Below are 25,782 nucleotides of genomic sequence, written 5' to 3'. Positions count from 1 at the left end.
AGGCTCCCATCGTGGGTGAGCGCGGGTGGTGGCTGCTCGTCGTCGGCAGGGTCGGGCCGAGCGGCCGTCGAGAAGGTTCGGGAGCGGGCCCGGCATCGCCGTGTACGGCATACGAGTCGGAGGGTGGCCGGGCTCGCCGCCGGACCCGCTCGCGACGATCATCACCGGGCGGCAGGCGGCGGAACGATGGCGTTGTCGATGGCGAACCGATGGCAATTCAAGCCCGATGCACGGTGGTTGTTCCGTCGCGGGGGTAGCGTGGGGCACCGCCGCCGCGCACAGGGGGACCGCATGGCGATCCGTCGCACACCGAACACCCGCCTCCGCGCTGTCCGCGAGGAGCGGTGGAAGCAGTCCCGGTCCGAGTTCGCCCTCGCGCTCCAGGCGAAGGCGGACGAGCTCGGCGAGCGCCATGCCTCTGTCGACGCCAGGTTGATCGCGCGCTGGGAGGACGGAGAGACCGCTCGCCCGCGGCCCATGTACCGGCGCCTCCTCGTCGCACTCACGGCGATGTCCGAGGCGGAGCTGGGAATCGGGCCGGTCGACTCCCCGGTGCCGGTGAACGATCCACCTCCGACACCCGTAGGCGAGTCGGTGGATCGCCGACGGTCGGTCGGCGGCGGCGCGCTCGCGATCTCCGCGGGCGCGTGGCCCGGGAGAGCGCGAGCGGCGCAACCGCGGCGCGTGGATCCGGCCCTGGTCGACTACTTCGAGGAGCAATTGGCCGGCCACTATCGGGCGGACATGATGCTGGGGCCGCGTGCGCTCATAGGGACCGTCACCTCGCAGTTGCACCTGATCGGCAACCTCCTCAAGGAGGCGGAGTCGGCCGTTCGCCGACGCCTGTCCGGGACCGGCAGCGCATACGCCGCCTTCGCCGGCTGGCTCCACCTCGACGCGGGCGACACCGCTCTCGCCGCACAGTGGCACGGCGTGGCCACCGAACTCGCGCACCGTTCCGGAAACGCCCACGCGGTGGCCTGTTCCCTCGTGGACCGGGCCATGGCGCACACCGACGCCGGAGCGGGCGCCGCCGCAGTCGACCTGTGCGCCAACGTCCTCACCGTCGGGCGCAGACTGCCCACGGAGCTGCGCGTCTTCGCGTTGCAACAACAGGCGCACGGCGCCTCGCTCCTGGGCGACCGCACCCGGACGGACCGACTCCTCGACCGGGCCGAGCACCTCGTCGGCAACGTCGACGAGGAAGTCTGGGGCACCGCATGCTTGCGCACACCCCACTACGTACAAGTGCAACGCGCCACCTGCTACGGCCGCCTGGGTCTGCACGCGGACGCGAATCGGCTCTGGCAGCAGGTCATCCCCGCATCCGGCGGATCCGCGCGCCGCGACGTCGGAGTGTGGAGCGCACGCCAGGCGCGGGCACGCGCGGGCCTGGGCGAACCCGAGGCGGCGCTGCAGTCCGCGCGGGTGGCGGTCGACGCGGCCCTGGGCACCGGCAGCGTCCGGGCCGCTCGTGAACTCGCCGCCCTGGAGTGGGAGATGCAGGCATGGCACGATCATTCGATCGGCCGTGAACTGGCCGCCCTGCTCGCACCATTGACCCTGGAGGCGTGACCATGGCCGAAGCCCTGACCCTGTCGCAGATCGAGAAGGCACTCGCCGCCGACCTCCCGGGATGGGCCACGGACGGGCGCCGCATCGAGCGCACATACGGGATCCCGCACATCGCCGGAGCGGCGTTCGTCATGCACATCGCCGCCATCCAGGACGCCTGGGGCCACCACTCCGACGCGACCCTCGGCTACAAGACCCTCCACATCAGCATCAGCTCCAGCGACCTCGGCGGACACGTCGCGGAACACGACCTCGAACTCGCCCGCCGCATCGAAGCCGTCGCACCGGCACACGGCGCACAACCAATCGACTGACCATCAGAGCGCGTCATCGCGTCGACGCGAGCGCCGGAGGGAAATCGGGCTTCCAACGGGGGCAGGACTTCACGGCCCGCCAAGCTCCCCGATGATGGGTGACGCACCCCTCGTCGAGCGCCACTCCCCTCCCCCGTTCCTGCGTCTGCCGACCACCCACCCCACCGACCACCCAGTCCGTCCGTCGGCTTTGAGTTCGCGTGCGACGTGGGGACGAGTCGACCGAACGGGACAGGCATCGAGGTTGGCAGGTTCGGGATCGTCACCCCGTCCCCTGCTTCGAGATCAGGGGGAGGTCCGACTCAGGCGGTAGGCGATCTCACGTCCGGTCAGGCTCTCCCCGGTGCACAGTTCTCGCAGTCGACATGAGCAACACACGGCCGGGGCCTTGCGAAATCGCCCCGCTGGAAGGGGAGACGGATCGCCACGCCGAGGGCCGCACCCACGCCCGATGCAATGTTTTCGGCCCTCGTGCGGCCCGTTCCTTCGCCGACGCCATCCGCGCCCGACCGTCCGGCACCGCCTCTGCCGCGACCGGGCGCCGCCGCCGCTCGCCAATCGCATGGCCGGGCGGAGTTCGCGGGTTGGCCGACATACCGCTTTACCTCCGTTGTGTCCGCCGCGCGACCTAGTAATGTTCGGTGCCGTGAGCATCCCAAACCAGCGTGAGGACCGAGAGAAGCTAATCACCGCTCTCGCTCCACAGTTGCGCCAACTGTTGAAGATCCGCGCATTCGAACACGGCCTGGACATCCAGGACGCGGCCGAACACGCCGTCCGGGCCTGGTACTCGACCGAGTCGCCGCCCGAGGTCGACACCACCGGGGCGAAGACCTGGGGCACGTTCCTGCCCGTAGGCGAGCCGGACCGGTTCAAGACCGAATGCGGACAGCGCGGCATCACCTACGTCCAAGGCCTCGCCCAGGCGGTCACCCTGTGGCTGGGCAACCACCCCTCCCCCACCGCCCCGTTGACGGCGCAACCCGTCCTGCGGGTGATCGTCGCCAACCAGAAAGGCGGCGTCGGCAAGACGTTCATCGCCTCCGGCATGGCCCAGGCCCTCGCCGAGAGCGGGCTGCGGGTGCTGCTCGTCGACTACGACCCGCAGGGCCACCTGACCGCCGAACTCGGCCTCGACGAGATCCCGGACGGCGAGGACAGTCTGCTGTCCCACATGGCCGAGGAAGCACGCGGCGACATAAGGGACTTGCTGGTCGCCCTGGATCAGGAGCGGTTCGGGCACCGACTCCACGTGCTCCCGGCGTGTGACGACGCGTTCCTCATGGACGCCAAGATGGTCAAGATCCGGTTCAGCGAGTCGGCTCTGGAGCGTGCCCTCGAACCGCTGGAGAGCGACTACGACGTCATCGTCATCGACGGGCCGCCCAGCCTCGGTCTGAGCATGGACACCGCCCTGTACTACGTGCGCCGCCGTGACGGCGAACGCGCCGACCGTTCGGGAGTTCTCACCCCCGTGTGGGCCAACGGGGCCTCGCACCGCGCGTTCAAGCTGCTGAAGGCCCAGATCAACGACCTGTGCCAGAAGGCCCGCACGGACATCGACTATCTGGGTCTAATCGTCAACGCCTACGACGGGCGCCGAGGCACGCTAGTGAAGGCCAACAAGGAACAGTGGGAGAAGAGCACCAACCCCGGTGTGCTCGCCGTCATCGGCGACCTCAAGGAGGGCCGGGAGGCCTCGGACGGCAACATCCCGCTCCTGGAGTACGCGCCCGACAGCGAACACGCCCGCGTCATGCGTGAACTGGCGAAGGAGTTGGCGGTATGAGTCCGAAGTCAGCGCGCGTCACCTCGGGCTTCAGCGTCGAGGACGAGGATGTCGAGGCGCCTCCCGCGCCCCGCCGGGTCCGCACCCGCAGCGAGATCATGAACGGCGAGGGACGCGCGCCCGCACGTGTCCCTCTCGCGGAACTCACGCACAACCCGTACAACCCGCGTGAAGAACTCGTCGAACTCGACGAGACCATCGCCTCCCTCCGCGAGAGGGGGCAGTTGGTTGCGCTCACCGTCGTCACCCGCGCCGCGTTCGAGGCAGCCCACCCCGACCACGGCGACACGCTCGCCCCGGCCCGCTGGGTCGTGCTCGACGGCAACCGGCGCCTGGCCGCCGCACACCTGGCGGGCCTGGACGAACTGCGCATCGACGTCAACGACGCGCTCGCCGCGAGCGCGGCCGACATCCTCGAGAACGCGCTCGTCGCCAACCTGCACCGCGCCGAGGTCCCGCCGCTGGACGAGGCCAAAGCGATCCGTGACCTGCTGAAGATCCACGGATCGCAGGAGAAGGTCGCCCGCCGGCTCAGCAAGAGCGGCGCCTGGGTGTCCCAACGGCTGGCCCTCCTCCAACTCCCCCAGGACCTCCAGGAGAAGGTGGAGAGCGGAGAGCTCAAGGTCAAGGACGGGCGGCGGATCGGACGCCTGCCCGCCCAGCAGCAACACACCGAGGCGGCGAAGGCCCTTAACCCGGTTAAGGCCGCCCGTCCGCAGCCCCAGGCCGCGCAGCCTCGTCCTCAGGCCCCGCCGCCCCGGCAGGTCGAGGAGCCGTCGTCCGAGGACACCCCGCAGGCTCCCGCCCCCGGTGACGTCCGCCTGGCCGAAGCCCTCGACGAGGTTCTCGGAATCACCCGGGATCCCGACGCGCTCGCCGAGGTTCTCGTCGACCGCCTCCCCAGGGACGTGGTCGTCGCCCTGACGAACAGCCTGATGACCCACATCTAGCGTCGACGAACCATTAACCGGGTTAAGGCCACGGTGGCCGCGCCCTTCGACTCGACCCCTTAACCCGGTTAACGCTCGGCGCCGGTCAGGACACGACCGGGGCCGCCACACGCAGACTCGGGCGACGTGCGCGGGGAGCGTGCCGGAGTGGCAAGGTGCTTCGCGCGGACTGGGGTGGGCGAGGTGGTCGGCAGTCTGTTCGACCGTCGGATGGCGAGCGCCGGTATTTTCGCAAAGGAAACGTTTCGCGCCATTGGGAGCACGTTTCGGCCCTGGTCTTCGGGAACCTCGCGGGGTCAGACTCGTGGGTGGGGGTTGGGAAGACTCGGGGAACTCGGAACTCTTGCCGGGGGGCGGCAATGGCGGTTCGGAGACCAGGGTGGGGTGCCCGTGGCGGGGTGCTCGCGCTGACGTTGTTGCTGCTGCTCGTCGCATGCACCGACGGGGGCGCGAAACCGAGGAAGAGTCCGGCGCCTTCGGGCGGCACCCGTGGATCGCCGCCTGCGGCCGGGGCACGACCGTCTGGGGACGAGACTGTCCGATGGCGGGACGGTTGGGCGTCTTCCGTGGGGTTGGGGGTGCGGATTGCCAAGCCCGGACTGGATGCCGGGCAGGTGCGGATGCGTACCGACCTCCCGGACGCGACGCCGCTCGACGGCATGCTGCCGGGAACCGTCCGCATCGGCCCAGTCGTCGACATCACGCCCTCCGTCCCGCTGACCGCAGCGGAGGTCCGATTCTCGTTCGAGCCCGAGCGGGATCTTCCCAACGGCACCGGCGAACAGCCCTCCACACTGGCCAACGCCTACATCGCCATCTGGGAGGGCGCGCTGGGCCTGTGGTTCCCCTTGGAGACCCGTTACGACGGGACCACACACGAACTGGTCGCCACGGCGCCGCACTTCTCGCTGCTCTCGGCGCGGGAACGCGGACGGCAGCCCCTCGACCAAGGCCGGCGTGACCGTCACCCGCGTGAAGGACATCGCCGTCACACCCGACAAGAGCTGGATCCGCGCCTTCGTCGTTGACATCAAGGAGGACAAGAAGCCGACCCGCCGGGCGTTGCGCATCGAGAACCCGCGCAAGTTCCCCCTCGCCGTCGAGGCGAACGGCCTCTTCGACGTGAGCTGGTCATTGTACGACGCACGCAGGATCGACGACGCACACGTGATGCTCGCCCGCTACCTCGAGTCCCTCGCGGGCGACAGCATGGTGCCCCGCCTGAGCAGCGCGGAGTTGCCCTTCACCGACAAAACTCCAGCCGCCGCCCGGGTCGACCTTGAGTTCGCCGCGCTCACCACCACATTCGACGTCATCTTCGGGTTGATGTCCGCCGCGAAGTCGGTCGACGACGGCGCCAAGGTCCTGGCCAGGATCTTCGCGGAACTGGTGCCGGTCGGTGGGCACAGCGCGGACGACTTCCTCGTCCGGGCCCGCCGCATGCTGGAGGACCGGCAGTTCGCGGAACCCGGCCAGTCGGACCTGTTCACCGCGGCAAACGGCCTGCTGGACGCCATGGGATGCGCCAAACGCATCTGGTCGACCCTCGAGGAACGCAGCGGCCGGCGGCTGGCGAACCTGGTCCGCGAGTGCGTGGCCATGGGCCTGGACCGGATCGGCCGGGAGACTGCGGCCTTCGCGGTCAACACCTTGAAAGGCATGCTCAACTCCGCCAAGTCGGTCTTCGAAGTCGCCGACCTGCTGCATGAGCTCGGTGAAGGCAAGGCGCCGAGCGCCGTGGTCTCCTACGCCCCGACGCTCCCCGACGGAGTCCACGACGTCCTGCTCGCCTCCGTCGACCCGGCCGGCCGGACCATCATGGTCGACCCCTTGAAGGTTCTCTGGGGCGAGGAGGCGCGGGCGGCGTGCATCAAGGCCGGGGAGACGCTCTCCGAGAGCGGGGGTTGGTGCAACGAGTACTACTGGATCAATCCCGACAAGACCAGGTTCCGGCTCACCTTCACGGCCAAGGCGAATTTCACTACCGCGCACGACACCTACTGCCCGCTCCGCAAGGGCAACCCCGTCACACCGGCCTGCCCGTCGACGGCCGAGAAAGTGCGTGACTACATCCGTCCGGACGCGCCGAAGCACTTTCACGTGGAGGTGAAGGACAACGTCGTCGTATCGGTGAACCAGATCTTCTACCCGTAGCGCCATTGGCCACGGGCTCGTCGTAGTCGGCCGATCTCGGCCCAATACCCCGACCCGGGCTCGCCGTTCTTCGGTCGAAGAACCGAAGCGCCACCGCCATCAGGGCAACCGGCAAGGACCCCGTCCTCAACACGGTCATCGCCGCCAGGCATCGTCCGACAACTGCTGCGCCGTGCCAGGCAAGACTGGGCTTCTACGGTCTGCGCATTCCGCGCAATAGGTCGCCAAGGCCCTTAACCGGGTTAAGGCCCCCCGAGCCAGGAAGACACAGGACGACAGGGCGGAGGGCCTTAACCCGGTTAAGGCCGCGTCGCCGATCCCCGCTTCGAACCCCTCCGCCGGTCACCGGCGCCGGGGAACACTGGCGGCCGTGCTGTACGACGCCCTCCGGCTCGCGGGCGACTCCGCCACCTTGGCCGACGCCATCGTGGATCACCTCCCGCACGACACCCTCCTGGCCCTGACCGACCGACTCATGGCCCGCGTCTGAACTGCGGCGTTAACCCGGTTAAGGCTCCGACGAACCCGTGTCGGCCTTAACCGGGTTAAGGCCGGCGACACGACATGTGAGGATCGCCGGACCCGTCACGCGCCCTCGAGTCGTCAACCGATGTCGACCCTTAACCCGGTTAAGGCCGTCGCTCCGGGTACATGGACATGCTGGCGTCCGATGCGTGTCGGGGCGACATCCGGTGTCGGGTCGCGGCCGCCACAGGACTGCACGACAAGTCCGATGGGCCAAGCCGCCAAACCGTGTCGGGAGGTACCCGACACAACGTCCGAGGCCGCGCCCCACCCGACACGAAGGCGCGGACCCGCCCCAGCCGCGACACGGTCGAACATGGCGGGCCGTCTCGATCGCCTCGTGTCGGGCCCGTCATGTCCGGTACCGCTCGAGAGGTGCACCGCTCAAGCGACATCGCAAACACCACCGTCAACCGGTCCTGCGTGGCCGCCAACCCACGCGCACTTCCAACCGGTCGACCGAGACGGCGGCCACCAGCCGTACGTCTCGTATCGGTGACCGAGGAGACGTGTCGGGTCGGTGTCGGCCGCACTCCGACACAGTCCGATCGCCACGTCATCCCCCCGGCCGTGTCGGCTGCTCCGCGTTGACCCGGAGACGCCCTTGCCCAACCGGGCAAAAATGATCTTGGCGGGCGTGGCGGGTGCCGCTGCGCCGTGTCGAGTCGACGAAGGCGTGTTCGACCCCGTGTCGGCCGCCACGCGGGTCCCGACATCGACCCGACAAGCCGGGACCCACTCGCCGTGGCCTTGTCGGGTGGGGCAAAGCCCGACAGAGATTCCGGCCCTGTCGGGTGGCGGCTCGAACCCGCAGCGACGCGAAGGCGTGTCGGGTCACGGTGGCCCTTGGAGTCGGACGACGGTGACGACCAAGACGCCACTGGAGACGACGTACATCGTCACGCACCCGCCGACCAGCGCCTGGCGGGTGTCGTTGTCGCGCACGGCGCGGGAGCCCGAGCCGTAGGGGTCGTTCGCCAGGGCGGTCATGCCGGCGTCGAACATGCGGCGGCGGTCGGGCGGGAGTGCGTCGCGGCCGGCGCGGGCGATGTCGCCCTACTGGACGCGGTAGCTCACCGGCCCGGCTCGGCCGGCTCGTAGTCGAGTTCCTCGGGGGTGAGCTCGCGGGCCGCGGTCGCGTCGCCGGCGCGAATGCGCGCGATCAGTGCGTCGTCCTCGTCGCGGGCCTCCTGCGGCAGGCCCCATTCGGCGGCGATCAGCGCAACGTGTTCGAGGGGAGCCTGGGAGATCTCGCGATCGAACGCCTCGCGTGTCTCGTCGTCGGGGAGTCCGGCACGGATGCCTGCAAGCGACCCGGGGAGCTCGACGAATTCACCGCCGATGTGGGTGCGCAGCACGGGCTCGTCCATGGGCGTGGTCCTCCGCTCGGGTCGGTTCGGGTCCGTCCCCCAGTGTGCGCCGGCCGCCCCGGCGCCCGACAGGGCGCGCGGGGTGGCGTGCGGAGCCCGGGATCGGTCAGTGATGGATGAGCCACAGCCTCTCAATCCAGGACCAGGCCGTCATGCCCGCTCGGTAGGCCACGCCCCAGGCGGCGTGTGCGGCGATGTCGCGACTCGCGCGGGCGGCGGCCGTGTGCCCGCCGTCGCCGGGGGCGGGACGACCGTCCGAGGCGGGGTGGTCGTGGCTGCGGGCGGGCGCTGTGTCGGTCATCGGACTTCTCCTGACTGTCGTGGTTACCGGCCGCGTGGATGGAAAGGGCGGCCTGGGGGTGGTGGACGGCGTTGGGGTGGGCCCGGGGCGGCCGGCGGTTCACCGCATACGGAAATCGGGTCCAAACAAAAAGGGCCCTCACGCACGTGTTCGCGCGTGAGGGCCCTTTTTGGGGTGGTGTCTACCAAGGTGCTCGGGCGGTGCCGGATCAGGTGCCGCCGCGTGGCCCGGATGTGCGGTCCGGCCGCCGAGCGGCCGCGCGTTCGGGTGTCGCACGCGAGGGTGCGCTGGCCGTGGCCGCGTGTCGGGCCGTTCGACGCGCGACACAGACGGGGTGGCACGGCCTTCCGCCGCGCGCGGATCGGCTCCGCGTGTATCGGCCGCACAGGTCGCAGGGCATGTCGCTGGGGGCGACCATCCACCGTTCGGGGAGCGGGTCGCAGGTGTGGGCGTGCCATTGGGCGGTGAGCGCGGCGCTCTCGTCGGGGCTGCGGGTGGTGATGGATCGTTCGGCGCCGCAGTCGTTGCAGAACCAGGCGGCCTCGCCCATGGCGAGTCGATCACGCGGTGGGGTGATGCGTCCGGAGCCGCGTTCGTAGGTGGTGGGGAGGGTGTAGGCGGGTGGCCGGTCGGTCCCCATCAGGGGGTCCACCGGTGGGGGAGGCGGGTGTTCGGCATGACGCTGTCGGGGTCGAGGTCGCGGATGGGGAGACCGAGGACGGCGTCTTGCACGTTCCGGTCGTGGCGGTCGGTGATGTGTGCGGGGGCGACGCAGTCGGGTCGTTTGCAGGCGCGGCGCAGGAGTCCTCGGGGTGGTCGCCGGCGGTGGACGAGCCAGGAGACGGTGAGGATGGTCAGGCGTCGGCCCTGCCAGGACACGTGCGGTGGCGGCACGGCGCCGGGGCGGTGCCACACGAGGTGGTCACCGTCGGGGGTGGTGTGTTCGGTGAGGACCGATCGCAGGGTGCGGACCAGGGGAGGGGCGAGCCCGAACCGGCCGTCGCCGGCCCGGGCTGCGGGGGGCGTGGTGTGTGCGGCGCGGCAGTGTCGGCAGGTGCGGCGGCCGCGGTAGTGCTGGGTGCAGCCGGTTGTGCTGTCGTGGGTGTTCGTCCTCCTCGAGGCGTGGGTGCGGGCGCGGGTGCGGGTCATGGTCGGCCTCCGGTGCGGGGGTGGTCGTCCCAGGTCCGGCCGTCGAGTTCGCGGCCGTTGGCCGTGGGGGTGCGGCCGCCCCACTGTTTGAAGAAGAACGGCACCTTCGCGGCTTGGCATCGGTCGCGTAGTGAGCGGGCCCAGTCGGGGTGCATCGGCCGGGCGCCCGGCCCGGATTCGCCGCCGGCGATGACCCAGTCGACGTCGGCGGCTGGGAGGTCGATCGGGCCCAGGAGGGGTTCGCACGAGAGGAATCGCACCGCGGCGGGTGTCCGGGCCAGTTGGGGGGTCCGGATGTCCGACCACTTCTGGGTCTCCACGGACACGCCGATCCACACGTTGGGCAGCGGCCAGGGCGGGGACCAGAGGTGACCGTGCGGTGTGGGTGTCACCGTCCAGCCGCCGCCGTGTCCGGAGTCGCCGGCGAGCCGGTGCCCGCCGAGGTCGAGGCGCCAACTTCCCCGGTGGGGCGGGGTGTTCGCGATGGTGTCGGTGGCGTGTTCGGCGACGGCTTCGCGGAAGTCGCCGCTCGACAGGACCGTCCGCATCCGCGCGGCCCGCTTCGTCAGCACCATGTAGGTGTGGCGGGAGCTCAGCGCCATCGTCGCGAACACGCGGGCGATGAACTCGGTCGGGATCCGGTCGTGGAACAGGTCGGACATCGAGTTCACGAACACCCGCCGCGGCTTGCGCCACGACAGCGGCTTGCTCAGCCGGTCCGGCCACAACCGGACGTCGAAGCCCTGCGTGAACGGGTGCCCCGGGACACCGCGCCAACGCTCGGCGAACGTCCTCGCGTAGCAGTGGTCGCAGCCCTCGGACACCTCGGTGCATCCGGTGACCGGGTTCCAGGTCGCGCCGGGCGAACCGTCGTCGCCCCGCGTCCACTCGATCTTCGTCGACGTACTCATCACCGGCCCCCGGCAAGATCGCGACGGGTACGGGCGGCCTCGCGAAGAGGGCCGCACCAGGACCGACGGGTGAAGCAGGTCTCGGTGCGTTCGATGGTCGTGGTCATGGGAGCCCTACCTTTCTGTGGCGAATTCGTGGGCGGGGTGTCCGACGGGGCGGGCGTCCGGGTCGTCGATGGTGTGGTCGTCCCAGGCCAGGGGAGTGGGCCAGCCGCGTTGCACGCCCTCGGCGCGGGCGCGGCGGCTGGGGCCGGGGGTCATGGACAGGCGGTTGTACAGGTCGCGGATGTCGAGCGCGGATCGGGCCTCGACGTGTCGTGCCCGGGCGAGGATGCCGAGCATCTCGGCGGAGCGGGGGGTGTGTTCGGCGAGGGCTGGTCGGGACCAGCCCAGGGCGATCAGTGCTTGGAGGCGGCGGCGGGTGCCGGTGGCGTCGACGACGCTTTCGGGCCGGGTGCCCAGGACGGGGTCGGTGGGGACGGTGACGGCGAGCAGTCGCTGTGCGGTGTCGTGGTGCAGGCGGGGCCGGTGTGGGTCCAGGGCCCGGTTCACGGTTTTGATGTTCACGCCGGCGAGGGCGGCGATGCGGGTCTTGGGCAGGCCCTCGGCGCGAAGGGATTCCAGGTGTGTGCGTGTGGGGTCGCTGTCGACGAACGATTGCCATTCGCCGCGGGCGCGGGCGAGCGCGCGGCGCTTGTCGTAGTGGTACATGGCGGTCCGGCAGGCGGGGTGGGGGCAGTTGGTGGAGGCGCAGGACACGGTGCCGTGTCGGCGCGATCGTCGGTGACGCCGAGGCGCGGGCGCGGTCATTGGGCGTTGCCCAACGCGACGAGCGTTCCGGTGGCGGCGAGGACCGCGGTGAAGGTGTCGTGGCGGTCCGGTGCGTGGTCGGGCGTGCGCGACCGCAGCCGGCCGTGGTCGTTGTCGGTGGTGATCCACGTGTGGCCTCGGCCGTCCCTGTACGAGACCCGCTCGCCGACGACTGCGGGCGGGGCGCTGGGCAGGGTGCTGCGCAGGGCTCGCAGCCTGGCGTATTTCTGCGTGGTGGTGTGGCCGTCCCATTGGGCGAGCGGGTGGTCGGCGTCGACGACGCGGACGTGCCCGAACAGGTCGAGGTGTGCGGGGTTGATGTGCCAGCTCATCTGGCCGGCGACGGTGTGGATGTAGACGATGGCGAACTGGGGCAGGTCGGGTGCGCGTTCGACGAGGACCGAGCGCCAGCGGGCGGCGAGGTCGGCCACCAGGTGGGCGCGTTCGCGGTAGAGGGGCTCGGTCGGGTCGGATTCGGTGGCGGACGTGGGTGTGGGTGGACGGTGGGTGGTGGTGGCGGTCACGATGGGTCCCTCCATCCGCCCCCCTTTCGTGGGGGCGGGGTTGGGCCCGGGGCGGCCGCGCTCGTTTGGTCGCGGCGTGCGGTCGCCCCGGGGGCGGATTCAGGTGATCGGCTCGATCGGTGTCGCGCGGCACACGGCCGCCGCGAGTGGGTCGCTCAGTGTGCGGGCCCGGTCGTGGCCGGCGGCGTCGCGGGCTCCTCGACGGTGGGGAACGGTTTCTCGCAGGACTGGCACGCGCGGGAGATGTAGCCGCGGTGGTCGGCGACCTGCCTGTCGGTGAAGGGCTGGTCGGACGGCTGCCGGGGCTCCGCGCACGCGAGGCAGATCCAGCGGGCGTCGGGGTCGCGCCGCACCTGCGGATTCACGCGCAGGACACCCACCGCTACGCGCTTGCGCAGCGCCCCGTCGGGCACCAGGTGGTAGGCCTTGACGATCCGCCGGTCGCAGGGCCTGGGGCGCTCACAGCGGGCGGCGGTGCGGGATCCGCGGCAGGCGGGCGTGTGGCCGTCGTCCGGGTGTTGCTCGCGATCCGCGTCCCACCAGATCGAGTGCTCCAGCCGCAACTGCCCCACGACCAGGAGCATCTCCTCCGCGGTCAACGCGGAGAGGGGAGTCGGGGAAGTCAGCAGGCGCTCCTCTCCTTCCCCCCACGTCCCCCACACGGTGTCGACGGACAGGGTGATCTCGAAACCCGTCCGGCGGTGTTCGCCGGTGGCGTCCGGGTCGGGCACCTCCACCACGAACGCCCCGAGTTCCTCGTCCAGGCACATCCGCGCGTCGGGAGCGTCCACGGTGGCGCGGAACGCGTCCCACGCCGCGTCGCGTGTCGGGTGGGTCGTCTCCTCGCCGTGCGGGGTGATCAGCGCCCAGGTGGGCATCCCGGTGGGAACGGGGTACCGCTCCTCGGGCCAGATGTCCGGGTCGGTGATGTGGTGCTCGGTGATTTTGAAGTCGAGGGTCACGATGACGTTTCCTCCTCTGCGCCCCTCGGGCGCGGTGGTTGGAGCCGGCGCGGGTTCAGGTGGTCAGGTCGATCGGGGTCGCGCCGCGCACGTCGGCGAGGCGGGTACGCAGTGCGTGGGCGTGGCCGCGGACGCCGTCGCGGGCGGCGGTGTCGGCGGCGAGTTCGTCGAGGGTGGCGAGCGCCTGGTCGACGTCGCGCGCGGTGAGGCGGCCTCGGCCGCCGGCGAGGGTGTGCAGGACGTGGATTCCGGGGCCGCGCGAGTACATCGCGGCCTCGGCCGCGAGCAGATTCAGGCTGGTGCGGTCGCCGAGGTCGGTGTCGCCGGCGCGGATCATCGGGCGGTGCCCGTGTCGGCGAGGATGTGCCGCCAGGCGTCGCGGATCTCGTCCGGGCCCGGGGCGTACACGCGGCGCAGGGGTTTGATCAGGCCGACGTGGTGGGTGCCGCGTGTGACGGCGAGGGGTTGTGCCGGGTCGCTGCCGCCCCACATCACCAGCGGCAGGAACTCGTCGGAGATGAACTTGGCGAGCTGGTTGGCGTACAGCACGACCTCGCGGTCGAGGGCGGGGCCGGTGGCGATCGCCTCGGCGACCAGGGGCCGCCAGTTCGGGTAGTCGCCGATGTAGTGGTGTTCGACGGTGTATTGCTGTGCGCCGAGGTGGACGACGAGGGCGGAGGTGCCGTCCCGGTCGGTTTCGGCGGGGACGTGTTCCAGGTACGCGTCGTCGGTGGTGGCCAGGGTGGTCAGGGCGTCGACGGCCCGGCGGGGCACGTGCGCGTCCCAGGTGCCGATGCCGGGGGTGTCGATCACGGTGGCGCCCAGGGTGTACAGGCCGGAGGCGACGACGTAGAGCCGGTCGCCGCGCGCCTGCAGCCGGATCCCCCGGGTGAGTTCCAGTGTCACGTCCTCGCCGCAGTGCGGGCGGACCTCGCGCAGCGCTTGGACGAAGTCGGCGGCGAACACCGGTGCCGACGAGGCCGGTTCCGGCCGGGGCGGCCGGACGGTGCCGGCGGGCGCGCGGGTGTCGCGGTAGGTGATCGGTTTGCCCAGGCTCTTCGCGTGGGCGATCTCCTCGAGGGTGTCGTCGCCGATGTACCCGTCGGGGCAGACGACGACCACTTCGTCCGCGTACGCGATCTTGGCGCGGTGGACGCGGCCCAGGCGTTCCTTGAGGGCGGTGACCGCGTCGGGGGTGGCCCACAGGGGTGAGGGCCGGTCCAGGCCGACGCCGGCCGGGGCGAGGACGAAGTGGCCCTGGGCGGTCAGTCGCGCGTTCTCTCGGGCCAACTCGGCCGTGAACCGGAGGGATCCGCACAGGCACACGATGTGCGGCCGCTCGGACTCGGCGGCCCGGGCGGGGACGGTGCGTTCGAGGGTGGTGGTCAACGTGACTCCCGAGGTTCGACGGGATGCGACGGCCGGGTCGGCCGTGCTCGAAACCCCCGGACCCGCTTGGTTCCGGGGGCAACGGGCGCGGCCGGGTCAGCCCTGGTCGCAGTGGTCCCGCATGGCCATCGGCTCGGGGTGGGCGAGCCGGTCGTCGATCACCCGGTGCCAGTCCATCCAGGTACCCGGGTCGACGTCGTCCGGCGTGATCCGCGCGGCCTCGGCGGCGGCTTGGGCCAGCGTGGCGTGCACGAGCGCCTCGGTGGCCCACGCCCGGCCCTTCACCGGGTCGTTGCCCTGGTTGTACTGGTGGGCGATCTTCGCCAGGCGTTCGGCCTCGACGTAGTGGCGGGCTCCGCTGCTCATGTGCTGTTGCTCCTTCGGTCCGGTGTCGGGTTGTGGTCGTGCGGGACGGTCCGGCGGGTGTGCGGCGCGTCGGGGGCCGGCCGTGGACGGCTCCGCCGGCCCGGTCGCGTCGTGCGGACGCGCGGAGGCTGGGGGTTCGGGGCGGGTGTGTCAGCTCGTGAGGGCGTGGACGACTGCGGCGATCAGGTCGCGGGCGCTGGGTGGGGTGACGGCGTTTCCGGCCATGCGGACGCGTTCGCGTTTGGTGCCGAGGAGTACGTACTCGTCGGGGAAGGCCATGGCGGCCTGGATCTCGGGGACGGCGAGCATCCGGAACAGGCAGTCCTGGACGTCGAGGTCCGCGACGACGAGGGCGTGGCGTTCGATGGTGGTGACGGTCGAGGCGGGTTCGCCGATCGGCCGCGCTTTGCCGTTGCCGTAGTAGGGCACGAGCAGCGCGTCGGTCTCGCTGGTGGTGCGGGTGCGCATCGGCTCGTCGACCGGTAGCGCGGCCTCGTTCCACGTTCCGCCCGAGGGGACGAGCAACGGCGGCCAGGTGATCAGGGATTGATGCCCGGCGGTGGTGAGGGTGCGCAGGGGTTCGGTCGCGGGAGTACACATCTGGGCCGCGTCGCCGCGCGGGGTGTTGTTGCGCATGACGAGCGTGTGTTCGGCTGCGGTGACCGGCCGGAGGGGCCTCCCGAACGTGTGCTCCGTGGGCACCGGCGAGCTCAGCGGCCCGTGGTCACCGCCGCCCCGGGGTTCGGCGGCGAGCGGCCCGTACGCCAGTGCCTTCGTGATGCTCGTGGTCTGCGTCGTGAGCGGCGCGTCCACCGGCCGCGTCCGGACCCCCGGCCTGCGCTCGAACGTGTGGCCCGAGGCTTCGAGGGTGATCGGGCGGGCGTACTTGGCAAGCCCCGCCCGGATCCGGGCGAGCGTCTTGGCGGCGAGCGGGCGCGGGCGGTCGCCGATGCGTTGACCCGGAACCGTCCAGTCGATCGCGTCGGCCGCCGGCCGCACCGCGGGGTGGACCTCGACGTGGCAGCGCGCGGTCGGACAGCGCCACACGTACTGGGCGCGGTACTTGCCGCCGGGGCGGTCGTGGCGCTTCCACGCCTGCACCGCGCGAACCGGCCGGTCACACGCGGGGCAGTGCGCGGTCGGGCGGGTCCACCGGTCCAGGTCCGGGCACGGGGACGGCCTGCGGTGGGCGACGGCGTACCAGCGGTCCCGGGACTGCGGGGCCGCCGGGCCGAGCGCGGCGGCGAACATCGAGTTCATGAACACTTGGTGCACGCAGTACCCGAGCGCCTGCAGGGCGGCGCGCCACGCACCGAAGAGTTCCCAGTCCCGCACCTCCACGACGTTCTCCACCACGATCGCGCGGTAGCGGTGGTGTTCGGCGAAGCGGACGACGTCCCACATCGTCGCCCGCGACCGCACGGCCGCCTCGTCCGGCAGCGGCGGCTCGTCGAGCAACGACGTCTGGGCCGCCGCGCGCCGCTTCCCCTTGGCGTTCGTGTGGTTCGTGCACTCGGGGGAGAACCATCCGATGTCCGTGGTGGGGTAGCGGCGCGGGTCGACCTGGGAGAGGTCCGCGCAGTCGTGGTCGGTCGTGGGGTGGTTGGTGTTGTGGGTCTCGACGGCGAGCCGCCAGTGGTTCGCGGCCAGCCGCACGGACACCCCCGGGACCTGCAGGGCACCCGTGGAACTGCCGCCCGCGCCGCAGAACAGGTCGGTCATGGTCAGCGTCACGGCCGTTCACCGCCTGCCTGCGACGGCGCGGGTGACCGTCTCGGTGGTCGAGGGCCGAGCGGTCGCCGGGTCGTCGCCGTCGCCGTGGCCGCCGTGGCGGGGCGGTTCGGCAAGGCGTACGGCCCGGGCCTGGTACCGGGTTGCGTCGCTCATCGCGTACTCCTTCGACAGGTGTCGGGTTGTGGGTTCGCCACGGCCCGGGCGGGGGTCCGGCCGGGCGGGGCCATGGACGCTCCACTCCGCCGGCCCGGTCAAGTCCGTGCGTGGGGGCGGGCTTTGCTGGGTGGCGAGGGGCTGTGGGTGGGTCCGGGCGGGTGCATGTGGCCTGAACTGCGGCGGGGATCGCAGCGCGGGAGCTGCCGGCGTTCGGGGCCGTGCGGACGCGTCAGCGTTTGGTGACAAGCGGTGCTCGGTGGGCCGTCGATCGGATCTCGGGACGGCGGGCGGGCAGGCGGTCCCGGACGCCGAGGTCTGCAACGACGAGTGCGTCGCTTCGCAGGCGTGACGCCTGCGCGGCGGGTTCGGCGACCGGCGGCGCATGGCCGGTGTGTCGTCGGTGTCGAGCGGGCGCGGTGCCGGATTCGGCCGCGCTCGAAACCCCCGGACCGCTTCGGTTCCGGGGGCAACGGGCGCGGCCGGGTCAGCCCGCGTCGGAGTGCGTCCGCGCGGTGGCTTCCTCGGGTTGGGCGATGCTGGCGCCGACGGCCTCGCCCACCCGCGCCGGCAGGTGGGGGTGGGTGTTGACGGCTTCGAGCAGCGCGGCAAGGATAAGGGTCTGAGCGAGGGTCGCCTGCGCGAGAGCTTCGGTGGCGAGGGCTTACCCGGCCGTGGGGTCCGCACCGTCGCCGTAGCTGTGGTGGTGGGCCATGCGGGCGAGGCGTTCGGCTTCCGCCACGTGGCGCTGGTATCCGGTGTTCATCGTGCAGTCTCCTTCGGTGTCGGTTCCGGGGTCGGGCGGGTGATTCCGGGATGGTGTGTGTCCGGCCGTGCGGTGGCGGCCATGGACGCTCGACTCCGCCGGCCCGGTCAAGTCGGTTCGCGGGCGCGGACGATCGCGCGGGTCGGGCGGCCGGCCGGGGGCGGGCTATTGCCAGACGTTGCCGACGAGCACCTTGGCGCGGTCGCGCAGCGCCCACAGGCGGCCGGTGCGGCGCTCGGTGGTGCTGCGCGGCTTGCCCCAGGCCTTGAGGAGGCGGGTGGCGTCGCGCATGGCCTTGGTGTCGTCGGTCGCGTCGAACCGGGTGCTGTCGGCGATGAGTTCGACGCCCGCGGCGGTGTCGGCCGAGATGTAGTCGAGGCGGTAGCTGTTCACGTGCTGGGATCCCGTCTGCGGGGGGCTGCCCGGCCGGGTTCGGCCGCGCTCGAAACCCCCGGCGCCACGTGGGCGGTTCCCGGGGGCAACGGGCTCGGCCGACTACACGGCCGACGCGGCGATCGCGGTGATCGCCGCGGTGAGCGCGAGCACGAGCAGCGCAAGCCTGATCAGCGCGTACTTGCCGGCGGTGATCCGGCCCAGGCGCTCGTACTCGGCGGCGAGCTCGATCGGCGTCTCGCGCTCGGCGATCAGCCGCAGCGCGGCGTCGGGGTCACGCGCAAGGCGCTGCCATCCGCCGGTGCGGGGCAGCAGGACCGCGACCAGGAGCACGACGGCCAGGACCAGGCCGGCCCCGGCGGCCCGGGCGAGAACGGCGGGCAGCGTCGACAGCACCGGGGCGCTCAGCCCGATCCCCGCGAGCAATACCGCGGCCTTCCGGTCGGCGGCGCGGTGGCCGGCGATGCGGTCGTCGATCCTGCGGTGCAACGCGGCCACCAGGCCCGCGTCGTCGAGGCCGGGCGCCGTACCGGCCCCGATGTCGTCGACGGCGGTCACCGCCCGGCCTCCGTGCCGTCGGGGTTCGCGCGGCGGTAGGCGTCCAGGACGTGCTTGGGGACGATGCCCCGGTCCGGGCACGCCAGCCCGGTACGCACCGCCCACGCCCGTGCCCTGCGGCCCTCCTCCCGCCGCTGCGCCGGGCCGGGGTCGGCTACGGGCACACGCGACGGCGTGACGGTCGCGGGCACCGAACCGGTGCCGCTTTTGGCGACGCGCAGGTCGGCCTCGGCTCGGGCGAGCATCAGTTGGGCCTCGATCAGGCGGGTGGTGGCCGCGTCGACGGCCCGCGCGGTCGCGGTGTTCGGCGAGACTGGTCAGGCCCTGGGCGGTGCGCTCGGCCAGGGCTCGGATCCGAGCGGTGGGGTGCGCGGTCGCCCACTCGAACAGTTCCTCCAGCTCTTCTTCCACGTTCAGGTCATCGCCGTCGGTGTGGTCGTGTGTGCGGGGGCCTTCCGGGTCGGTGTCGGTGGTGGGCTCGGGCACGATCTCGATCGCCATGGCGAGATTCCTTCGTCTCGGTGTCGGGGTGGGCTCGTGCGCCCACGGCCCGGACCGCGCCACCGACACCGGGATGTGGTGGGGCGCGGTCGGGACCGTGTGGGCAGGGGCCGAGGGAGCGGCCCGGTCACCAGGGCGGGGGTGTGTCGTCGTCGACGACGGTTTCGCCGGTGAAGCACGGCACGCACAGGCCGCGTGAGGTCGGGATGCAGTAGTCCTGGACCACGCGGCAGCCGGGGCAGGTTCGACGGGCGCGCATGGCTTCGTCGAGCGCGCGGGCCTGGTCCTCGGTCGTCGGGCGGACGCGTTCGGCGCGTCCGATGTCGTACAGGTAGGCGACACGCAGCCCGCGTCGCCATCGGATCTCGGCGGCGATCTCCTGACGGCCCTTGCCGGGGCTGAGACCGAGCCTGCGCAGCTGGCGGCGGGTGAGCAGGTACCAGGGGGCGTGCCTGTACGCGTAGACCTCGATCCCGGTCTCGGTGGTCTCGGTCATCGTTCGGTGAGGCGGGTGGACGGGTCGTGGTGGGGGTCGCGGAAGCGGTGGCGCGGGTCGGGGGGTGTGTCGTGGCCGTAGCCGAACGAGATCAGGCGGATCGAGTGCACGGGATCTCCTTGGTTGCGAGGGCGAGTCCGGGTGCGGGGTCAGGTGCGGTGGCCGTGGCAGGGCCGATCGGTGTTGACGTGGGCGAGGCTCATGGCCTGGTCGACGTCGTCGAGGTCGTGAATCGCGTGGCCTGGCGGCGGCCGCAGCCCGCGAAGGGGGTGAGCAGGGTTGAGGAGGGCTGCCGCGTCGGAGACGTGATCGGACCAGGCCCGGATGCCGTCGCCGAGGTGGGCGATCGCGCACGCCGGACGGGGGGTGTGGTCGACTCCGCGCGGCAGGGGCAGGCGGATACGGTCGATCGCCGCGTGGGTGCGGGGGCGCGTCACAGGGAAACGGTGTCGCCGTATTCCTTGAGGCCGGCGTTGTCGCGGTAGAAGTCGCCGTGGCATGCCTCGCCGTCGGCGAGGCGCAGGGCCTTGAGGTGCGTCTCGGTGTGGTCCCAGGCGTCGTCCCAGTCCCGGCCCTCGAAGTACACGCGGTCGACCAGGCGTTCCTTGCCGCTGGTGTCGGTGATGTACAGGTCCGCTCTGAACTCGTCAGCCATCGCCGCCACCGTCCCCATCCGTGTCCGTCGTGGGGCGTTGTTGGGAGACGGACAGAACGATCCCGTCGTCGCGGATTCGGCGTACGCGTGGGTGGGGCCAGTCCTCGATGGCGTAGAGGATCGCGAAGTCGTCCATGTCGAGCCAGCCGCCGACGGTGCCGCGGGGGTCGTGTTCGGCGTCGGCCAGCCAGACGGCGGCCTGGCCGTTGCGTGCGTCGAGGCCGTGCGGGCGACGGGCGGCGACGATCCGGACCAGCTCCGGAGTGAAGTCGCTGGTGGGTTCGAACTCGTCGCGCAGGCGCCAGGTCTGCCCGGGGGCGGCGATCAGCCAGGGAGACAGGTCGGCGACGCGTACGCACGCGATGCGGGTGGCGACCGGGCGCGGCAGGTGGTCGTCGAGCACCAGGGCCTCGATCCAGGCGTTGACGAGCGCGGCTGCGCCGTGTGCGCCCAGGACGTGGTCGACGCGCTTGTCGGCGTCGCGGGGCGCGGTCATCGGCCGGCCTCCTTGCCGGCCGGGACGGCGGCGGCGAGGTCGGCCGCGAGAGTGCCCAGGCCGGCGGTGCGCAGGCCGGTGAGGATCAGCGCATGCGTGTCGTTGTCGCCGCGTCGGGCGGCGAGTTCGAGGCGGCGGGCGAGGTCGGCGCGGGTGGTGGCGGTGGTGGGGTCCGGACGTGCGGGGGCGATGGCGTTCACGATGAGTGGGCCCTTTCTCGGTCGACGGATCGGATGTGGGTGGGTCTCCGGGGCGGCCGCGTCTCGGCCGTCCTCCACGACCCCGGACACGCGTTCCGGGGTCATGGGGAGCGGTCGGGCTGTCAGGGGTGGATCACGCCGGTGTTGCCGCAGTTGTCGCAGCCCTCGCCGTAGCAGCGGCAGAGGGTGATCCGAACCTCCTCCTGGTCGTCGGGGTCGTCCGGGGGCGCAGCAGGCGGTGGCGGGATGGTCCCGGCGGGCGGGAGGTAGTCGTCGGCCCAGGGGTCGGTGGTGGCCAAGAGGGTTCTCCTCGTCGTGGGTTGGGGTCGCTCGTGCGACCATGGCCCCGGCCGGCGGTGAAGCCGGTCGGGGCCGTGGCCGCACGGACTACTCGTCCTCCTCGTCGCACTCCTCGCACGGCGGGATCAGGCGTGAGCCGTGGCAGCCGGGCGTGCAGGCGATCTCGTCGCCGAACGTGTCCTCGACCTCGCCCCACTTGGTGATGTGGCCGGCGATCTCCTCGCGGGCGAGCGTCAGCGCCCAGCGCAGTTGATGCGGGCTCAGGTCCTCGACGCGGATCGGATCGACGCCGACGCCGAACAGCGCGCGCAGATCGAAGATTTCGGTATCCGCGGCTTCCGTCGGGGCCGGGTCGACGGCGACCTGCGGCTCGGTGAGGGAATCGGCCCGGTCGTTGGCGTGGTGGGTGGTGGGCAGGACGTCGCGGTGCACGTCGCGGTGGACCAGGTCGACCGTGACTCCGGCGGCGGTGATGTGTTCCGCGACCCTGCGGGCCGCGCCGACCGCACGGTGCCTGCCGCCGATTCTCTCGCCTATTTCGAACTGTTGCTTCCGACTGCAATCGATCATGGTGCGGTCTGCCACGGCCCGTACCGCTGAGGCAGGTCGCGCCAAGGAGCCCCAGTCCGCAGCCGCCACAACACACCATTGACCACCTACTGTCGGCGATCACGCCATGGACGGCCCCGCCCGTCCGCCTGCGGCAACAAGGGCTCTATCCGCTCCCACGCCGCGTCCGTCACCTCGCCTTGACCTGCCACAAGACCGATTATTGGACCGGCTATAGGGTCCTCCCTGTGGCGAATCATCAGGACGAGACCAGAGCGGCCTACGACGGAGTCGTTGAGCTGTACGCATCGCTGTTCGCAGACCGGCTGGAGACGCAGCCGTTCGCCCGGGCCATGCTCGGCACTTTCGCCGAACTGGTGCGCGCGACGGGCAACCTGCGGGCAGCGGACGTTGGATGCGGGCCCGGACATCTGACGGCCATGCTTCACGAACTGGGCCTGGACGCTTTCGGACTCGACCTTTCCCACGGCATGGTCGACCACGCCCGGCGGGCCCATCCTGCGCTGCGCTTCCAGGAGGCGCGGATGGAGTCCTTGCCGATCGAGGACGGTGTGCTCGGCGGCGTACTGGCCCACTACTCAATGATCCACACCCCACCGGGGGAACTGCCTGAGCTGCTCGCCGAGCAGGTCCGCGTCCTGGCGCCGGGTGGCGTGCTCCTGGTCTCCTTCTTCGGGACCGACGGACCAGAGCCGGTCAAGTTCGACCACAAGGTGGCACCTGCCTACAGCTGGCCGGCGGACCACCTCGCCGAACTGCTGGCCGATGCCGGACTCGTTCCTTTCGCTCGGCTGCTCCACGACCCGGCCTCCGAACGGGGCTTTCTCGACGCCCACCTGCTGGCCCGCCGCCCATAGGTCCATCCGTCCGGCTGGCGGGCTGGCTCCATCCCGCTCGTCGCGCGCGTCAGGTGGTGCTGGTGGGCAGGCTCCGGACGGGGCTGCGGCGGGTGGTGTTGTCGGTGCGCCGGTCCACAGGTTCAGGGCTGCGGTGGCGACGGCGGCGGTGAGTTCCTCGACGCCGGGGGTGGCCAGGACGTGGCGGTAGACGTCCTCGTCCAGTCCGGTGCGGTCGCGCGTCGCGGGGTCGTGGTGGGGGTTGCGGAACGCCCTGCGGAGGTCGCAGACGATCTCGGCGACCGGCGGCGGCGCGGGGTGGCCGTAGCCGAACGACACGATCCGGATCCCCGGGTTCGGCGCGGGTTCGCCTTCGAGGTGGGCGAACATCGCGTCCTCGCCCCGGGCGATCTGCTCGGTGGCCTCACGCTCGCTGGCCATCCACTCCGGGGAGTACACGAGGTCGTCGTGGTGGGTGGCGTCGGAACCGGGGTCGTCGGCGGCGTGTACCGGGCGGTGGTGGGTGGGTTCGGGCATGCGAGATCACTCCCGTGACGGGGATCGGATGGTGGTGGGGGTCGGGTGATCGTGCGCCCGCCGCCCGGACCGGACCCTGTCGGGGCCGGTCGGGACGGTGGGCCCGCGTGCCGTGACTGCTGTGGGTGCGTCGGGGATCATGCGGGTGGTGCGGCGGCCAGGTGCGTGCCCGCTCGGCCGGGGCGGCGGCCGTTGACGGTGGCCGTCGCCGCGTCGGCCTGTGTGCCCAGGTACGGGAACTCCGCCTCGCCGGACTTGACGCGGTACATCGCGACGTCGGCGGCGCGCAGCAGCGCGGTCCACGGCCGGCCGGGCAGGTCTGCGGCGTGGGCGGCGCCGACGGACACCGAGCACGGCAGCGTGAGATCCCCGTACGCGATGGGTTCGCCCAATCGGGTGCGCAGGACTACGAGTTCGCGGCCTGCGTCGGTGTGTGGGAGGCGGACGAACGCGGCGAACTCGTCGCCACCCAGACGCGCCGCGATGCCTCGCCGTGCCGCGCACCAGCGGTGCAGGCGCCTGGCGATGGCAAACAGGACCCGGTCGCCCGCGGCGTGTCCGAAGACGTCGTTGATCTGCTTGAAGCCATCGGCGTCCAGGAGCAGGGCCACGACGTCGTCCGCACGGTGTCCGGTGGGGAGGTGTTTCTCGCCGTGGTCGGTGAGGGCCTGGCGGCGTCGCAGGCCGGTGAGTTCGTCGCGTCCGGCGGCCTCGAGACGGCGGCGCAGGCGGACGTCGTCGGCGACCGCGAGGGCCAGCGGTAGGGCGGCGGCGGTGAGCAACAGGGCGCGGGAGCGCTGTCGTTGCGGGGTGTGGATGGGCATGATGGTGGCGATCCCGTCTCGTCGTGGGGCGGATCACGGAGGCGCACCCGGCTGTCCAGGCGTGGGGTGCGCCTCCTCGTCGTGGGGGTTCGGGTCGTTCGTGTGCTCGCCGTCCCGGGCCCGCGGCGCCGCTCCTCGGTGGAGCGCGGCGCCCGGCGCCAGGGGCATGCTCCGGGTCGGTCAATGCGGCCCGTGCGGGTCAGCCGATGTCGAAGATCAGCTCGTCGCCGCGCGTCACCATGAGGGTGGTCTCGCAGATGCCGCACCTGCGGGTGAGGTAGGCGCGGTCGCCGTCGACGGCGGGCATGTCCTGGTCGCAGCACAGGGGGACGTCGTCCAGGTCGAACTCGTCGCCGATGGTGAGCTCGAAGCCGTAGCTGGTCGTGGGCGTGGCGTACATGTCTTCTCCGTTTTCGGTTTCGGTTCGGGCGGTCAGGCCGGGCGGGGGTGGTGGAGGGCGCTGGGGTTGGTGTGCATCGGGTCGTCCGCGCAGTCCTGGGCCCATGCCTGGTGGGTCCAGCAGGTCGCCCGGTCGTCGCCGTGCATGCCGGTGTCCTCGAGCCGGTTGTCGCGTTCGATCGCTGCGGCGAGCCTGCGGTCCGGTTTGCGGTCCATGCGGTGGTCCTTCCGTCGGTGGGTCGGCAGGGTGTGGCCACACGAGGTGGCCGCGCCGGGCGGGCGGTGGGATGCCGGCCGTCCTCCACGGCCCCGGACCCTGGGTTCCGGGCGCATGGGGATCGGCCGGTCAGGCGAAAACGGAGGACAGGGCGTCCGCGGCGACGTGGGCGAGGCGGTCGACGAGGTCGGACAGCGTCTCGGCGAGCGTGGTGCCGGAGAGCATCGCCCCGGCGGCGATCCCGAGCAGGACCAGCAGGAGCACACCGCGTTTCCAGGACAGGTACAGGGCCGCGAGGACGGCGAGGACGCCGGTGGTGACGGACACCGCGCTGCCGCCGGTCCCGGCGACCGAGGGACGGCTGGTGTCGGCCGCGTGGGCGACGGCCGGTGCCCAGGCAAGGGCAAGGGTGGTCGCGGCGACGACGACGGCGCGTCGCACGCGGCGGGTTCGGGTGTTTTCGCGCATGGCTGATCACTCCCGGAGTGGGATGGACGGTTCGGTGTCGGGTGGGTCGTTGCCCGCGGCGCCGGCCGCTGCGCCCGGGTGTGGGGGGCAGCGGCGGGACCGTGGGGACAGGGCCTGGGGTCAGTCGCGTGGGGGTCGCCGGGTCACGAGCAGCAGCGTCAGGCCGGCGGCCGCGCCCAGGGCGGCGGCGAGTGCCCACAGGAGGTCGGCTCCGGCGGCGATGCCGGGGGCGGCTGCGCCGATGCCGTAGCCGATCCCGGCGACGGCGACGCCGAGTCCGATGCCGCCGACCGCGAGGCCGAGTGCCCATTGCGGCACGGTCGTTCGCCCGGCCGGTGTGGTCGGGGTGGGGGTGATCTCGTACGGGCCCGTCGCGTGGCCCGGGGTGCCGGTGGTGGCGGGGACGGTGAGGTAGGCGGGGGTGACGGTGCCGTCGGCGGTGGTGATGGTCACCACGGCGGTGGTCGTCGCGGCGGCCGCGTGACGCGGCAGGCCGGGGTGCTTGGGCAAGTGGTCGGTGGGCAGCACGAATCGACTCCTGGCGTGGTGTTGGGGTACGGGGCGGCGGTTCTGTCGGTTCTCCGCCCTCG

At 71.8% G+C, this 25,782-nt stretch carries 36 protein-coding genes and 2 pseudogenes; 7 read left to right on the top strand and 31 right to left on the bottom strand.

The features are described from left to right. Positions 1-291 precede the first annotated feature (291 nt). The 6 genes from ACZ4FV_RS36885 to ACZ4FV_RS36860 all read left to right on the top strand — a co-directional run bounded on the left by ACZ4FV_RS36885 (position 292) and on the right by ACZ4FV_RS36860 (position 6,782). On the top strand, positions 292-1,575 hold the full coding sequence (locus tag ACZ4FV_RS36885; RefSeq protein WP_465324898.1) for a Twin-arginine translocation pathway signal: 1,284 nt from the start codon (positions 292-294) through the stop codon (positions 1,573-1,575). A 2-nt stretch (positions 1,576-1,577) separates the two neighbouring features. Next, positions 1,578-1,889, top strand: coding sequence for a 4a-hydroxytetrahydrobiopterin dehydratase (locus ACZ4FV_RS36880; protein ID WP_402240962.1), 312 nt, complete (start codon positions 1,578-1,580; stop codon positions 1,887-1,889). Between the two features lie 646 nt (positions 1,890-2,535). Continuing rightward, the gene (locus ACZ4FV_RS36875; RefSeq protein WP_402240867.1) at positions 2,536-3,678 is read left to right on the top strand and encodes a ParA family protein; all 1,143 of its coding nucleotides are present in this window, start codon (positions 2,536-2,538) and stop codon (positions 3,676-3,678) included. Continuing rightward, the gene (locus tag ACZ4FV_RS36870) at positions 3,675-4,628 is read left to right on the top strand and encodes a ParB/RepB/Spo0J family partition protein (protein ID WP_402240864.1); all 954 of its coding nucleotides are present in this window, start codon (positions 3,675-3,677) and stop codon (positions 4,626-4,628) included. Before ACZ4FV_RS36875 ends, ACZ4FV_RS36870 begins: the two co-directional genes overlap by 4 nt. 578 nt (positions 4,629-5,206) lie before the next feature. Further along, positions 5,207-5,656: a hypothetical protein gene (locus tag ACZ4FV_RS36865; RefSeq protein ID WP_402240861.1), complete on the top strand. Its 450-nt coding sequence runs from the start codon at positions 5,207-5,209 to the stop codon at positions 5,654-5,656. Beyond that, a complete protein-coding gene (locus ACZ4FV_RS36860; protein WP_465324890.1) occupies positions 5,601-6,782 on the top strand; it encodes a hypothetical protein in 1,182 nt (393 codons plus the stop codon). Before ACZ4FV_RS36865 ends, ACZ4FV_RS36860 begins: the two co-directional genes overlap by 56 nt. A gap of 1,359 nt (positions 6,783-8,141) precedes the next feature. On the opposite strand, the gene ACZ4FV_RS36855 is transcribed toward ACZ4FV_RS36860, so the two are convergent. The 25 genes and pseudogenes from ACZ4FV_RS36855 to ACZ4FV_RS36735 form a co-directional block, all read right to left on the bottom strand. Then, positions 8,142-8,312, bottom strand: coding sequence for a hypothetical protein (locus tag ACZ4FV_RS36855; protein ID WP_402240857.1), 171 nt, complete (start codon positions 8,310-8,312; stop codon positions 8,142-8,144). A gap of 68 nt (positions 8,313-8,380) precedes the next feature. Further along, complete coding sequence (locus ACZ4FV_RS36850) at positions 8,381-8,677, bottom strand: hypothetical protein (protein WP_465324886.1); 297 nt, start codon at positions 8,675-8,677, stop codon at positions 8,381-8,383. 106 nt (positions 8,678-8,783) lie between these two features. Continuing rightward, on the bottom strand, positions 8,784-8,978 hold the full coding sequence (locus ACZ4FV_RS36845; RefSeq protein WP_465324884.1) for a hypothetical protein: 195 nt from the start codon (positions 8,976-8,978) through the stop codon (positions 8,784-8,786). Positions 8,979-9,186: 208 nt separating this feature from the next. After that, the gene (locus ACZ4FV_RS36840) at positions 9,187-9,618 is read right to left on the bottom strand and encodes a hypothetical protein (RefSeq protein ID WP_402240848.1); all 432 of its coding nucleotides are present in this window, start codon (positions 9,616-9,618) and stop codon (positions 9,187-9,189) included. Next, the gene (locus tag ACZ4FV_RS36835) at positions 9,618-10,127 is read right to left on the bottom strand and encodes a hypothetical protein (RefSeq protein ID WP_465324883.1); all 510 of its coding nucleotides are present in this window, start codon (positions 10,125-10,127) and stop codon (positions 9,618-9,620) included. Before ACZ4FV_RS36835 ends, ACZ4FV_RS36840 begins: the two co-directional genes overlap by 1 nt. Further along, positions 10,124-11,038: a DUF5131 family protein gene (locus ACZ4FV_RS36830; protein ID WP_465324880.1), complete on the bottom strand. Its 915-nt coding sequence runs from the start codon at positions 11,036-11,038 to the stop codon at positions 10,124-10,126. Before ACZ4FV_RS36830 ends, ACZ4FV_RS36835 begins: the two co-directional genes overlap by 4 nt. A gap of 114 nt (positions 11,039-11,152) precedes the next feature. After that, the gene (locus tag ACZ4FV_RS36825) at positions 11,153-11,749 is read right to left on the bottom strand and encodes a hypothetical protein (protein WP_465324878.1); all 597 of its coding nucleotides are present in this window, start codon (positions 11,747-11,749) and stop codon (positions 11,153-11,155) included. A gap of 95 nt (positions 11,750-11,844) precedes the next feature. Next, entirely contained in the window at positions 11,845-12,387 is a 543-nt protein-coding gene (locus ACZ4FV_RS36820; protein ID WP_465324877.1) for a WDGH domain-containing protein, read from the bottom strand. Positions 12,388-12,527: 140 nt separating this feature from the next. Continuing rightward, positions 12,528-13,334: a hypothetical protein gene (locus tag ACZ4FV_RS36815; protein WP_465324875.1), complete on the bottom strand. Its 807-nt coding sequence runs from the start codon at positions 13,332-13,334 to the stop codon at positions 12,528-12,530. Positions 13,335-13,389: 55 nt separating this feature from the next. Further along, positions 13,390-13,671 (bottom strand): hypothetical protein, encoded by a 282-nt coding sequence (locus ACZ4FV_RS36810; protein ID WP_465324871.1) that lies wholly within the window; start codon positions 13,669-13,671, stop codon positions 13,390-13,392. Further along, on the bottom strand, positions 13,668-14,723 hold the full coding sequence (locus ACZ4FV_RS36805; RefSeq protein WP_465324868.1) for a hypothetical protein: 1,056 nt from the start codon (positions 14,721-14,723) through the stop codon (positions 13,668-13,670). The genes ACZ4FV_RS36810 and ACZ4FV_RS36805 overlap by 4 nt, the downstream gene beginning before the upstream one ends. A 96-nt stretch (positions 14,724-14,819) precedes the next feature. Next, complete coding sequence (locus ACZ4FV_RS36800; RefSeq protein WP_465324866.1) at positions 14,820-15,089, bottom strand: hypothetical protein; 270 nt, start codon at positions 15,087-15,089, stop codon at positions 14,820-14,822. A gap of 150 nt (positions 15,090-15,239) precedes the next feature. Continuing rightward, positions 15,240-16,823, bottom strand: a complete 1,584-nt coding sequence (locus tag ACZ4FV_RS36795) for a DNA cytosine methyltransferase (RefSeq protein ID WP_465324864.1) — start codon at positions 16,821-16,823, stop codon at positions 15,240-15,242. Between the two features lie 6 nt (positions 16,824-16,829). Continuing rightward, on the bottom strand, positions 16,830-16,976 hold the full coding sequence (locus ACZ4FV_RS36790) for a hypothetical protein (protein ID WP_465324862.1): 147 nt from the start codon (positions 16,974-16,976) through the stop codon (positions 16,830-16,832). Positions 16,977-17,907: 931 nt separating this feature from the next. After that, positions 17,908-18,135 carry a hypothetical protein gene (locus tag ACZ4FV_RS36785; RefSeq protein WP_465324859.1) on the bottom strand — a complete coding sequence of 76 codons (228 nt, stop codon included), beginning with the start codon at positions 18,133-18,135 and terminating at the stop codon, positions 17,908-17,910. Positions 18,136-18,237: 102 nt separating this feature from the next. Further along, positions 18,238-18,693 (bottom strand): Pycsar system effector family protein, encoded by a 456-nt coding sequence (locus tag ACZ4FV_RS36780; RefSeq protein ID WP_465324857.1) that lies wholly within the window; start codon positions 18,691-18,693, stop codon positions 18,238-18,240. After that, positions 18,690-18,938, bottom strand: a complete 249-nt coding sequence (locus tag ACZ4FV_RS36775; protein WP_465324855.1) for an Lsr2 family DNA-binding protein — start codon at positions 18,936-18,938, stop codon at positions 18,690-18,692. Before ACZ4FV_RS36775 ends, ACZ4FV_RS36780 begins: the two co-directional genes overlap by 4 nt. Positions 18,939-19,321: 383 nt before the next feature. After that, positions 19,322-19,690 carry an RRQRL motif-containing zinc-binding protein gene (locus tag ACZ4FV_RS36770; RefSeq protein ID WP_465324853.1) on the bottom strand — a complete coding sequence of 123 codons (369 nt, stop codon included), beginning with the start codon at positions 19,688-19,690 and terminating at the stop codon, positions 19,322-19,324. Between the two features lie 149 nt (positions 19,691-19,839). After that, entirely contained in the window at positions 19,840-20,127 is a 288-nt protein-coding gene (locus tag ACZ4FV_RS36765; RefSeq protein WP_465324851.1) for a hypothetical protein, read from the bottom strand. Continuing rightward, the gene (locus ACZ4FV_RS36760) at positions 20,124-20,345 is read right to left on the bottom strand and encodes a hypothetical protein (RefSeq protein ID WP_465324850.1); all 222 of its coding nucleotides are present in this window, start codon (positions 20,343-20,345) and stop codon (positions 20,124-20,126) included. The genes ACZ4FV_RS36765 and ACZ4FV_RS36760 overlap by 4 nt, the downstream gene beginning before the upstream one ends. Next, on the bottom strand, positions 20,338-20,841 hold the full coding sequence (locus ACZ4FV_RS36755; RefSeq protein WP_465324849.1) for a hypothetical protein: 504 nt from the start codon (positions 20,839-20,841) through the stop codon (positions 20,338-20,340). Before ACZ4FV_RS36755 ends, ACZ4FV_RS36760 begins: the two co-directional genes overlap by 8 nt. Next, on the bottom strand, positions 20,838-21,041 hold the full coding sequence (locus tag ACZ4FV_RS36750) for a hypothetical protein (protein ID WP_465324848.1): 204 nt from the start codon (positions 21,039-21,041) through the stop codon (positions 20,838-20,840). The genes ACZ4FV_RS36755 and ACZ4FV_RS36750 overlap by 4 nt, the downstream gene beginning before the upstream one ends. Before the next feature lie 122 nt (positions 21,042-21,163). After that, positions 21,164-21,340, bottom strand: a complete 177-nt coding sequence (locus tag ACZ4FV_RS36745; protein WP_465324846.1) for a hypothetical protein — start codon at positions 21,338-21,340, stop codon at positions 21,164-21,166. Positions 21,341-21,428: 88 nt separating this feature from the next. Then, positions 21,429-21,926 carry a hypothetical protein gene (locus ACZ4FV_RS36740; protein ID WP_465324919.1) on the bottom strand — a complete coding sequence of 166 codons (498 nt, stop codon included), beginning with the start codon at positions 21,924-21,926 and terminating at the stop codon, positions 21,429-21,431. Beyond that, positions 21,914-22,102, bottom strand: a pseudogene (locus ACZ4FV_RS36735) (transposase); the annotation flags it as partial. The gene ACZ4FV_RS36740 and the pseudogene ACZ4FV_RS36735, both read right to left, overlap by 13 nt. Positions 22,103-22,138: 36 nt before the next feature. On the opposite strand from ACZ4FV_RS36735, the gene ACZ4FV_RS36730 reads away from it, so the two are divergent. Continuing rightward, on the top strand, positions 22,139-22,768 hold the full coding sequence (locus ACZ4FV_RS36730) for a class I SAM-dependent methyltransferase (protein ID WP_465324844.1): 630 nt from the start codon (positions 22,139-22,141) through the stop codon (positions 22,766-22,768). Positions 22,769-22,909: 141 nt separating this feature from the next. Here ACZ4FV_RS36730 and ACZ4FV_RS36725 read toward each other — a convergent pair. The 6 genes and pseudogenes from ACZ4FV_RS36725 to ACZ4FV_RS36700 all read right to left on the bottom strand — a co-directional run. After that, positions 22,910-23,137, bottom strand: a pseudogene (locus ACZ4FV_RS36725) (RapZ C-terminal domain-containing protein); the annotation flags it as partial. A 284-nt stretch (positions 23,138-23,421) separates the two neighbouring features. Then, on the bottom strand, positions 23,422-24,108 hold the full coding sequence (locus tag ACZ4FV_RS36720; RefSeq protein ID WP_465324842.1) for a GGDEF domain-containing protein: 687 nt from the start codon (positions 24,106-24,108) through the stop codon (positions 23,422-23,424). Between the two features lie 199 nt (positions 24,109-24,307). Further along, positions 24,308-24,508: a hypothetical protein gene (locus ACZ4FV_RS36715; RefSeq protein ID WP_465324841.1), complete on the bottom strand. Its 201-nt coding sequence runs from the start codon at positions 24,506-24,508 to the stop codon at positions 24,308-24,310. 32 nt (positions 24,509-24,540) lie between these two features. Beyond that, positions 24,541-24,723, bottom strand: coding sequence for a hypothetical protein (locus ACZ4FV_RS36710; protein WP_465324840.1), 183 nt, complete (start codon positions 24,721-24,723; stop codon positions 24,541-24,543). Positions 24,724-24,853: 130 nt separating this feature from the next. After that, positions 24,854-25,192 (bottom strand): hypothetical protein, encoded by a 339-nt coding sequence (locus ACZ4FV_RS36705; RefSeq protein WP_465324838.1) that lies wholly within the window; start codon positions 25,190-25,192, stop codon positions 24,854-24,856. A 120-nt stretch (positions 25,193-25,312) separates the two neighbouring features. Next, positions 25,313-25,720, bottom strand: coding sequence for a hypothetical protein (locus ACZ4FV_RS36700; protein WP_465324834.1), 408 nt, complete (start codon positions 25,718-25,720; stop codon positions 25,313-25,315). Positions 25,721-25,782 lie beyond the last annotated feature (62 nt).

The sequence above is a fragment of the Embleya sp. NPDC025285 genome (assembly GCF_055558835.1).
Note: the sequence above shows the minus strand (reverse complement) of the source record. Positions and strands in the feature narration are given on the sequence as shown.